Annotated in this window: 9 protein-coding genes and 1 pseudogene; 6 read left to right on the forward strand and 4 right to left on the reverse strand. The window is 67.0% G+C overall.

Going from position 1 to position 9187, the window contains the following annotated elements; genetic code table 11:
• The first annotated feature begins 247 nt into the window (after window positions 1-247).
• From CKO28_RS25345 to CKO28_RS25360, 4 genes are all read left to right on the forward strand, one after another.
• Entirely contained in the window at window positions 248-706 is a 459-nt protein-coding gene (locus CKO28_RS25345) for a DUF4168 domain-containing protein (RefSeq protein WP_200343840.1), read from the forward strand.
• 126 nt (window positions 707-832) lie between these two features.
• On the forward strand, window positions 833-1840 hold the full coding sequence (locus tag CKO28_RS25350) for a patatin-like phospholipase family protein (protein ID WP_338050244.1): 1008 nt from the start codon (window positions 833-835) through the stop codon (window positions 1838-1840).
• 15 nt (window positions 1841-1855) lie between these two features.
• Window positions 1856-2635: a 3-hydroxybutyrate dehydrogenase gene (locus tag CKO28_RS25355; RefSeq protein ID WP_207168931.1), complete on the forward strand. Its 780-nt coding sequence runs from the start codon at window positions 1856-1858 to the stop codon at window positions 2633-2635.
• A 55-nt stretch (window positions 2636-2690) separates the two neighbouring features.
• Window positions 2691-3971, forward strand: a complete 1281-nt coding sequence (locus CKO28_RS25360; RefSeq protein WP_200343842.1) for an NAD(P)/FAD-dependent oxidoreductase — start codon at window positions 2691-2693, stop codon at window positions 3969-3971.
• Between the two features lie 135 nt (window positions 3972-4106).
• Here CKO28_RS25360 and CKO28_RS25365 read toward each other — a convergent pair whose 3' ends face one another.
• From CKO28_RS25365 to CKO28_RS25380, 4 genes are all read right to left on the reverse strand, one after another.
• On the reverse strand, window positions 4107-4574 hold the full coding sequence (locus tag CKO28_RS25365) for a hypothetical protein (RefSeq protein ID WP_200343843.1): 468 nt from the start codon (window positions 4572-4574) through the stop codon (window positions 4107-4109).
• A gap of 224 nt (window positions 4575-4798) precedes the next feature.
• Window positions 4799-4906, reverse strand: coding sequence for a hypothetical protein (locus CKO28_RS25370; protein ID WP_242480814.1), 108 nt, complete (start codon window positions 4904-4906; stop codon window positions 4799-4801).
• Window positions 4903-5253 (reverse strand): CBS domain-containing protein, encoded by a 351-nt coding sequence (locus CKO28_RS25375; protein ID WP_200343847.1) that lies wholly within the window; start codon window positions 5251-5253, stop codon window positions 4903-4905. The genes CKO28_RS25370 and CKO28_RS25375 overlap by 4 nt, the downstream gene beginning before the upstream one ends.
• A 61-nt stretch (window positions 5254-5314) precedes the next feature.
• Window positions 5315-5782, reverse strand: coding sequence for a hypothetical protein (locus CKO28_RS25380; protein WP_200343849.1), 468 nt, complete (start codon window positions 5780-5782; stop codon window positions 5315-5317).
• A gap of 1181 nt (window positions 5783-6963) precedes the next feature.
• On the opposite strand from CKO28_RS25380, the pseudogene CKO28_RS29010 reads away from it, so the two are divergent.
• Together CKO28_RS29010 and CKO28_RS25385 are read left to right on the forward strand one after the other, a co-directional pair.
• Window positions 6964-7356, forward strand: a pseudogene (locus CKO28_RS29010) (trehalase-like domain-containing protein); the annotation flags it as partial.
• Between the two features lie 129 nt (window positions 7357-7485).
• Window positions 7486-8778: a glycoside hydrolase family 15 protein gene (locus CKO28_RS25385; RefSeq protein ID WP_274611088.1), complete on the forward strand. Its 1293-nt coding sequence runs from the start codon at window positions 7486-7488 to the stop codon at window positions 8776-8778.
• Window positions 8779-9187: the final 409 nt, after the last annotated feature.

A 9187-nucleotide genomic window follows, 5' to 3' on the forward strand; every position in this document is an offset into this window, starting at 1 on the left:
CGGGCTGCAGATCGCCGAGGAGATGGCGACCCTGAACGGGGGCCAGCTGAGCCTGGTCGACACCGGCGCGACCGGCACGCGGTTCCGGGTCTGGCTGCCCGGCTGAGACAGCCGGCGCCTCGCCGGCGAACACGCGCGCATCAAAGCCGCGTGAACTGTGATCGCCCGCATAACGGGATATCTCCGCGGACGGCACTCTGAGTGGTGGAAGCCAAGACGGTTCCACAACCATCCAGGAGGTACCGCCATGAAACGGATCTCTTGCCCATCGCTGATGCTGAGTGCCGTGGTGTTGGCCGGCTTGATCGCGCTCCCGGCGCCGCGGGGGGATGCGGCGCCCGAGCCAGCTGATACCCCCATCGTCAGCGTCAGCACTGACGCTACGGCCAGTGAAGCCCGGACGCGGACCTACAGCCGGGCGGACTTGCGCAGTTTCGTCATCGCCGCCGTGCAGATCGATCGGGTGATCCGGCAGCGTCGCGAGCACGCCGCGTCTGACGCGTCCGGTTCGCGAAACCGCGCGATGAGGGCGCGCATCCACCGCATCATCGAGGCGACCCCGCGTCTCGACCCGGCTCGCTATCGGGCGATCGCCGAGGCCGTGCGGATGGACCCCGTGCTGCGCACCCGGGTCCGTCAGGTGATCCAGGCTCTGCGCAACGAAAAACACGACGCGCTTCAGCCGTTGACCGCCGACACCTTCTGACCCCGCAGCTGGCGAGCTCCGGCCACGCACGCGTCCTCGCGGTCCATCAAAACCGGGTGAAACCCTGTTTCTCGTCACAGGCGTGGCCTGTATTGCCGAGCCTGGAAACAGCCGAGGGGGCACATCGTGGCGTCCAAGACACCGATCAACCTGGCCTTGCAAGGCGGCGGCGCGCACGGCGCCTTCACCTGGGGCGTGCTCGACCGGATCCTGGAAGACGGCCGGGTTCGGATCGCCGCCATCAGCGGCACGAGCGCCGGCGCCATGAACGCGGCGGCCGTCGCCGACGGCCTGACGCAGGGCGGCCGCGAGGCGGCGCGCGAGCGCCTGGAAGCCTTCTGGACCGGTATTTCCGAGATGGCCGGCTTGGGTCCGTGGCTGCGCGGGCCGGTCGAACTGATGACCGGCAGCTGGAACCTGGACATGTCGCCGGCGTACTGGGCGCTCGATGCCGCGAGACGGACGCTGTCGCCCTATCAGTTCAATCCCATGGGCATGAACCCGATCCGGGACATCCTGGCCGATCAGATCGACTTCGACCGGGTGCGCGCCTGCGATCAGCTGCAGTTGTTCGTCTCGGCGACCAACGTCCGCACCGGACGGATCCGGGTGTTCGACCGCACGGAGCTGACGCCGGACACGGTCATGGCGTCCGCGGCGCTGCCGCAGGTTTACCAGGCCGTGGAGATTGACGGCGAGGCGTACTGGGACGGCGGGTTCATGGGCAACCCGGCGATCTTTCCGCTGATCTACGAGAGTGACTGCCCGGACGTGGTGATCGTGCAGATCAACCCGATCGAACGCGAGCACGTGCCGACCACGCCGCACGAGATCGCCAACCGGATGAACGAGATCTCGTTCAACTCCTCGCTGCTGCGCGAACTGCGGGCGATCTCATTCGTCACCGACCTCGTGGACAAGGGCGAACTCGACGCCGGCAAGCACAAGCGGATCTTTCTGCACCGCATCCCGCCGGCGAGCGCGATGCTGGACTACGGCGCTTCCTCGAAGTTCAACCCGGAGTTCGCGTTCCTCGCCCATCTGCGCGACCTCGGCCGGGCCTCCGCCGCGCACTGGCTGGACCAGACGGCCGACAAGCTGGGCCGGCAATCGACCATCGACTTCGAGATCTGATCAGAGGGAGGAATCATGCGGCTGGACGGTAAAACCGCGCTGGTGACCGGCGCGGCCGGTGGTATCGGCTACGACATCGCCGCCCGGTTCGCCCGTGAAGGCGCGCGCGTGGCGATCGCCGACATCGACGGCGACCGGGCGGTCCAGGCTGCCGAGCAGGTTCAGAGCGACGGCGGCGCTGCGATCGCGCTCGCGATGGACGTGACCGACCCTGATGTCGTTTGTGACGGTGTCGGGCAGGTCGCACGCGAATTCGGCAACCTCGACATCGCCGTCTCGAACGCGGGCGTCCAGCACATCGAGAGCCTGGATGACCTGGACTTCGAGAGCTGGCGCAAGGTCCTGGCGATCCATCTCGACGGGGCGTTCCTGCTGACCCGGCATGCCTTGCCTCGGATGTACAAGCAGGGCGACGGGTGTCTGCTCTACATCGGCTCGGTCCACTCCAAAGTCGCCTCGCCGTTCAAGGGCCCGTACGTCTCGGCCAAGCACGGGCTGCTCGGGCTCTGCCGCACCGTCGCCGTGGAGGGCGCCAAGCACGGCGTGCGCACGAACACCATCTGTCCCGGCTTCGTGCGCACGCCGCTGGTCGACAAGCAGATCCCGGAGCAGGCGGCCGAACTTGGGATCAGCGAGGATGCCGTGGTGCGGGATGTCATGCTCAAGGACACGGTGGACGGCGAGTTTACGACCACCGCCGATGTCGCGGAGGTCGCCGTCGATCTGGCGGGGTTCCGGTCGAAGGCCCTGACCGGCCAGAGCGTCGTCGTCAGCCACGGCTGGCACATGGCCTGAAAACCTGACGCCCACGTACCCATAATCGCATGCTGCCGCTCAAATGCCGCATTCCATGACGACCTCGGAGCTATCCCGGACGGAGCAGGACCGGACTGTTGTTGTGCTTGGCGGTGGGTTCGCCGGCGTGGCGGCGTGTCGGCGACTGGAACGCCGCCTGCCCGAGGGCTGGCAGGTTACTCTGGTCAACGCCGACAACGCCCAGGTCTTCACGCCCTTGCTGCCCGAGGCGGTCGGTGCCTCCATGTTGCCCGGCCACGCCGTCGTGCCGCTGCGCCAGCTGCTGCCGAAGACCCGGATCGTGACCGGTCGGGTACGCGCGCTCGACGCGGAGCGGCGGACGCTGACCCTGGAGCACGGGCAGACGGTAGCGGGCGCGCATCTCGTCCTCGCCTGCGGCCTGGCCGCCCACCGCGCCCTTCTGCCCGGGATGGCGGAGCACTCCTACGCCCTCAAGACGGTGGGGGATGCGCTCGCGATCCGTAACGCCGTGATCGGACAACTGGAGGCGATCGAACGCGACGGCGGCCCGTTGCAGGACGACCCGCGGGCCAGGTTCGCGGTGATCGGCGGGGGCTTCAGCGGCATCGAGCTGGCCGGTCAGATCAACGACCTCGTCCGCGCGGCGCGACGGTACTACGCCAACGTTCCGCGTGACGCATTGCGGGTGCACGTCATCCACGACGGTCCGCGCATTTTACCGGAAGTTCCGGAGAATCTCGCCGCCGTGGCTGCACGCCGGATGGCCAAGTCAGGGATCGCGATTCGCACCGAAGCACAGGCGGCCGAAATTAACGCGGACGCCATCGCGTTGGACGACGGCACCAGCATCGCCGCGATGACGAAGGTCGCCACCATCGGCACGTCGGCGCAGCCGCTTATGCGGACAGCGAACCTGCCCATGGAAGGTAAACGCGTCACGACGCACGCGGATCTGAGCGTCCCCGATCGGCCCGGGCTGTGGGCCCTTGGCGACTGCGCGGCCGTGCCCAACGATGGCGACGGCGAACCGCTGCCACCGACGGCGCAAGCGGCGAACCAGGCCGGTGGGCAGCTGGCCGACAACATCCTGCGAGACATTGTGGGCGCGCCGACGCAGCCCGTGGCGTACCGTTCCAAGGGGTTCATGGCCACCATCGGGGACCAGAACGCCGTCGCGCAAGTCGGTCGGCTCCGGCTCGCCGGTCGGTCCGCTTGGTTGCTCTGGCGCTTGGTTTACCTGGCCCAGATCCCCACCGGCTGGCGCAAACTCCGGATCGGCTTCGAGTGGATATGGAGCTGCTTGTTCCCGGTGGACATCGCGCACCTACGCTTCCGGACTAGCGACGACGGCTGAAATCGTCGGCGCCCTGAGGTCAGGCAGGTTTGGCGGCAACGCCCGCAAGAGCCCGCAAGAGCGGCCTCGGATCTCCGCCCACGCGATCCGTCCAACCAGTCTGCATGCGCCCAAAACCGGGAGCCAGGCGGCGGTTTAGCTCACAATGTCACCCGCCGCTCTCGCTTCGTCCTCGCGGAAGATGGTCCGGGAGCAAGCCCACAGGATCGCACCGAAAACCACGTGCGGGCCGATCGCCCCGAGGGCCACGCTTGAGCGCACGGTCGCCCCGGCCACCCCCCAGCCGATGATCGGGAAGAAGCTGATCATCGCGAAGATCCAAAGCCCCATGCAAAAGACCGCGATCGCCCATACCGGGGGACGCCTGCCCACAGCGACCAGAAAGCCGCTGGACACGAGGGTGACGTATCCGACGTGGAACAGAAACCCGACATAAGGATTAACCGGGCCCAGCAGGGTCTCGGCGAACGCCTGGCTTGGCGGCTCCGGCATCATGATCAGATCGAACACAAACAGGGGAATGATGACCAAAGCCGTACCGAGCGCTGTGATCAATCCGGCCAGAACGGCCTTCACCTGCCCTTTGACGTCGTTCAACGGCACGTCGAACTCTGTCTCCTTGAAGTCAGCCTGCGTCGCAATTAGCCGGCCAGATCGGACTCCTGCCGGCCGGTTTTAAGCCGTCCGATCCGACCTCGATCCGCTCGCCCGGCGAAAAAAACGCGTTCCAGGTTCCGGGTTGATGCGGATCTGCGGTTTGGCGGCGAACATCACGCCCCTGGACCATCGTCCCGGCGAGTGGACTTGATCCCGCTCACCGGCAGCGATCAAGCGGTCGCTGCGGTGACGCGGGTCAGGGAGGCCGCGCAGATGTCGGCCCGGGCGATCGTGCCAACCAGCTTGTCGTCGCGGACCACCGGAAGTTGCCTGATCATACGCGCGGCCATGATGCCGGCGGCACGCGTGATGTCGTCGTTCGGGCCACCGTGATCGGATTGGCGATCAGGTAAATCTCGATCGGCTGGTCGCTGACCCGCGCCCGGGCTTCCTCGAAGAGATCATAACCCTTTCCCAGCGAATCCCGATCTATCAGGTCACTGAACGCGGGGAGGACCGCGCGCAGCAGGTCGCCCTCGGACAGCACCCCCAGGAAGCGCCCGTGACCATCGACGACGGCCAGATCCGCAACGCCGGTGCGCGCCAGCTTGCGCGCGGCCTCCGTCACTTTCGTGCCGGTCTCGATGTGCGGCACGTGCTCGTTCATCGCATCGGCGACCTTCATAACCGCACCTCCCTTGCGGTTCGGCTTTGAGCCCGCGGTGTCGGTTCGCGCCGGGCTTCGCTTACGCCCGGCCGAACGTGCAATCGGTGCTGCCCGGTGCACGGAACAGCAGGCGGTCGGCCGCCCAGAACAGGACGCCGTAGAGCACGTGGGGACCGAGCGCGGCGACCGCGATCTTCGGCGTCACCGCGGCCCCGAAGATGCCCCAGCCGACGATCGGGAAGAACACCACGACTGCGATCGCCCACAGCGCGGCGCTGGCTCCCGCGATCGCCCACTTGCTCGGCCGCGGACCTACGAAGGCAAGAATCAGGGTCGTTACAGCCGTCACGTACAGCAGGTGAAATATTAGGCCGACCGGATCCGCGACGGGCCCGAGCAGCGTCTCCGCGAACGCCTGGCTAGGCGCCTGCGGCATCGGTGCGATGCCGGTTTTGAACAGCGGCGCAGTAACGGCACCCGTCAGCACGGCGACGATCGCACCGACGCCGACGGCTTTAGCGAAGTCTCTCGGCTGATCGAGGGTCATGGTGGACCTCCTTTCCGTTCGTCGGAACCTGCTTGGGTAACGGCTCTTGGTCGTGGGATGTGGGTAGGCGACCGTCTCGGCGCACCGGTTTTCGAAACCGGTCTCACAGGGGTTTTGAAGAGATTTGATCGGTTGGCGTGAGCGATTGCCAGGTCTCCTTGAGTTCTCTTCGCGAACGCGGCGCAGGGCAACCGCGGCGCACCGCGGAAGCAGCCTGTGACAGCGGGCACACCACAGCGTGGGGTCGCCACCGCACGTGAGACATGAACGCTGGTGGGACGCAGAACAGCGTTGGCGTGACGCCAAGACCCAGGCAAAACACAGGAGGCGCATCATGAAGGCGCTGATCCGGCGTCCCGGGCGAAACCTCGTGGGAGACCTCCGTGTTGGCCCCATGTACTGGGCCAACGATCCGACGCTCCGGCCGGGGTCCCGACCGGCCCGGCTTGACCCCGACGGGAGCCGAAGATTGGGGCCGGGCGAGCCCGACCGGCCCCGGGAGGCCGGTCGGCAAGCGCAGCCGCGATCAAGCACAGCAACGACGCCATCCAAGCCGGACGGCCTCGTCTGAGCCGACGGGATTTTCGGGAGGGCGCCTCCACGCCGGGGTTTCCGAGATGCGGCGGTCAGGTCCTTCGTTGCCGAGGGCCGTCCCGGCGCCGTCTTGTGGCCGATGTAACTGCCAAGGCCTGACGCGGTGAAGACGCCGGCGAACGGGCTGGGCCTGTCCGATCGCACGATCCGGCTTACGTTGGCGCGAACTGTGAGCTCACGCACAGCGCAGCCGCAGCAGTGTATGACATTGCGGGAGTCGAGAACGGAAGCTGACGCGCGGTGCTCTCGGCCCCGGAGGTTGCACCATCTCGAGCGAAACGGTCGCCTTCTTCTGGATCGCATTCACCTTGGCGCTGGCCATCGGTGTCGTCACGAACGCACCGGTGTTCTCCTAGCGCGACCTGTCTTGGGCGCACGCGATCCGGCTCATGGCGAACTCGTGCTACGCGGTGATCCCCGCAGCGGCGGTCACGGGCAAAGCCCGGCCTGTTCCCGGTTTCGACGGATCCTGACTGCCGGTGACAACCGGACCGGGTCTGTCGAACGGGTCTCACAAGATGTTTGAACAGAGTTGATCCCTGTGGCGCTGGGTCGATCGCTAGACTTGCGGTGAACGACGGCAGCACGGAGGCGCCATGAGCTATCCTCCGATCGAGGATCACGGGGTGATCGGCGATCTGGATACGCTGGCCCTGGTCGCTTGCGACGGCACGATCGATTACTGCTGTTATCCCAGGCTGGACGGGCCCTGCGTGTTCGCGGGCCTGCTGGACGACACCCGCGGCGGCCAGTTCCGCATCGCGCCCGGCTTCACGCCAGGGCGCAGCACCCAAATCTATCTGCCCGACACTAACGTCCTGCTGACCCGATTCCTGTCCGGGCGGGGCATTCTGGAAGTCACCGACTTCATGCCATGTACCGGCGCTTGGCCCGCCCCGGCGATCGTCCGCCTGGTGCGGGCGGTGACGGGCGAAGTGCCGGTCGAGATGACCTGCCAACCGGCCTTGGACTACGCCCGCGCTCGAACCGTGGCCGCACAGGTCGGTTCCACGCACATTCGCTTCGAGGCGGCGGGCGGGAGCCACCAGCGGCTGCAGTTGCACGCCAGCGTGCCGATGGAGGCCGGCGACGGTGCCGCCACTTCGCGCATGACCCTGCGCGCCGGCGAACAGGCGGCGTTCCTGCTGACCGACGCGGCCGTCGAGCCGCCCGTGCCCTGCGACCCGCATGCGTTGGCGGGCGAGCGCGACGGAACTACCGCTTTCTGGCGCGCCTGGCTGGGGCAGATCGTCTACCGTGGCCGGTGGCAGGAGTCCGTGCGCCGGTCGGCGCTCGTGTTGAAGCTCCTGACCTCCCGCCGACACGGCGCCATCGCCGCGGCCGGCACGTTCGGCCTGCCCGAGGCGATCGGCGGTGGCCGCAACTGGGACTACCGCTACTGCTGGATCCGTGATTCCGCCTTTTCGGTCTACGCGTTTCTCCGCCTCGGCTTCACCGACGAGGCGCACGCCTACATGGACTGGATCCAGGGACGCTTCCGCGATTGCGGCCACTGCGGCACGCTCGACGTGCTTTACACACTCGACGGCCGGGGCGAGCCCAATGAGACCGAGCTGACCCACCTTGAGGGCTACCGCGGGAGCCGGCCTGTTCGCGTTGGGAACGCCGCGCACGCGCAGTTGCAGCTGGACATCTACGGTGAACTCCTCGACGCCCTCTACTTAGCCGACAAGCACGTGCATCCGGTCCCACACGACACCTGGGTCAACGTCCAGCGCGCGGTCGAGCACGTGGCGGCGAACTGGCAGCGCTCGGACGCCGGGATTTGGGAGGTTCGCGGCGGCCCGCGGGCGTTCCTCCATTCCCGGCTGATGTGCTGGGTCGCCCTGGATCGCGGTCTGCGCTTGGCGACCCGGGAATCGCTGCCGGCACCGGTAGACCGCTGGCGCGCCGTCCGTGACGAGATCTACGAAAGCATTTTTTGCGAGTTCTGGGATCCGCGGCTTGGCGCGTTCGTCCAGTCGGCCGGCTCGAAGACGGTGGACGCGGCCGCGCTGATGATGCCGTTGGTGCGTTTCATTTCGCCGGTCGATCCGAAGTGGCTGAGCACGCTGGACGTGATCGGATGGCGTCTGGCGAACGATGCCTTGCTGCACCGTTACGACGACACCGAACCCGAAGGGCTGGACGGCAGCCAGGAAGGACACTTCACGATGTGCTCCTTCTGGTACGTCGAGTGCCTGGCCAGGGCCGGGCGCGTGGACGAGGCGCACCTGCTGTTCGACAAGATGCTGAGCTACGCCAACCACCTCGGGCTGTTCGCCGAAGAACTCGGCATCGACGGCTGCCACCTGGGCAACTTTCCACAGGCGTTCACCCACTTGGCGCTGATCAGCGCGGCGAGCGCGCTGGAGCGCTTCGGCGGGGAACCAATGCCATGAGAGCTCGCCGGATCGAGACGCACAGGCACACACAGGTGATGGTCATGACGATACGGATAATCCCAGCTCGCGGCATTCCCCTGGTGCTCTTGCTCGGCCTCTTGGCCGTGCCGGCGCACGGGCCCGGGATGCGCGTGAAGGGCAAGTAACTCGCGTTCATCCCGGTGAAGGTGGAGGCTACGCCCGGCGGGACTGTCACGATCGCGTTCGAGAACGTCGGGGGTTCAGCCACAACCTCACGATCCGTCCTCTCGACGCCAAGACCGGTACGATCCAGGCCGGTGAACCGCCCCGAGCTTTCCGGAGGCTCCAACGTCTGGGAGACTGGAGCTTATGGGAAAGACCACAAACAGGAAGCCGTACCCGGCTGAGCTACGCGAGCGTGCTGTCCGGATGGTGCGCGAGCACG

Source organism: Rhodovibrio sodomensis (genome assembly GCF_016583645.1).
In the GTDB taxonomy this organism is placed as follows: Bacteria; Pseudomonadota; Alphaproteobacteria; order Kiloniellales; family Rhodovibrionaceae; genus Rhodovibrio; species Rhodovibrio sodomensis.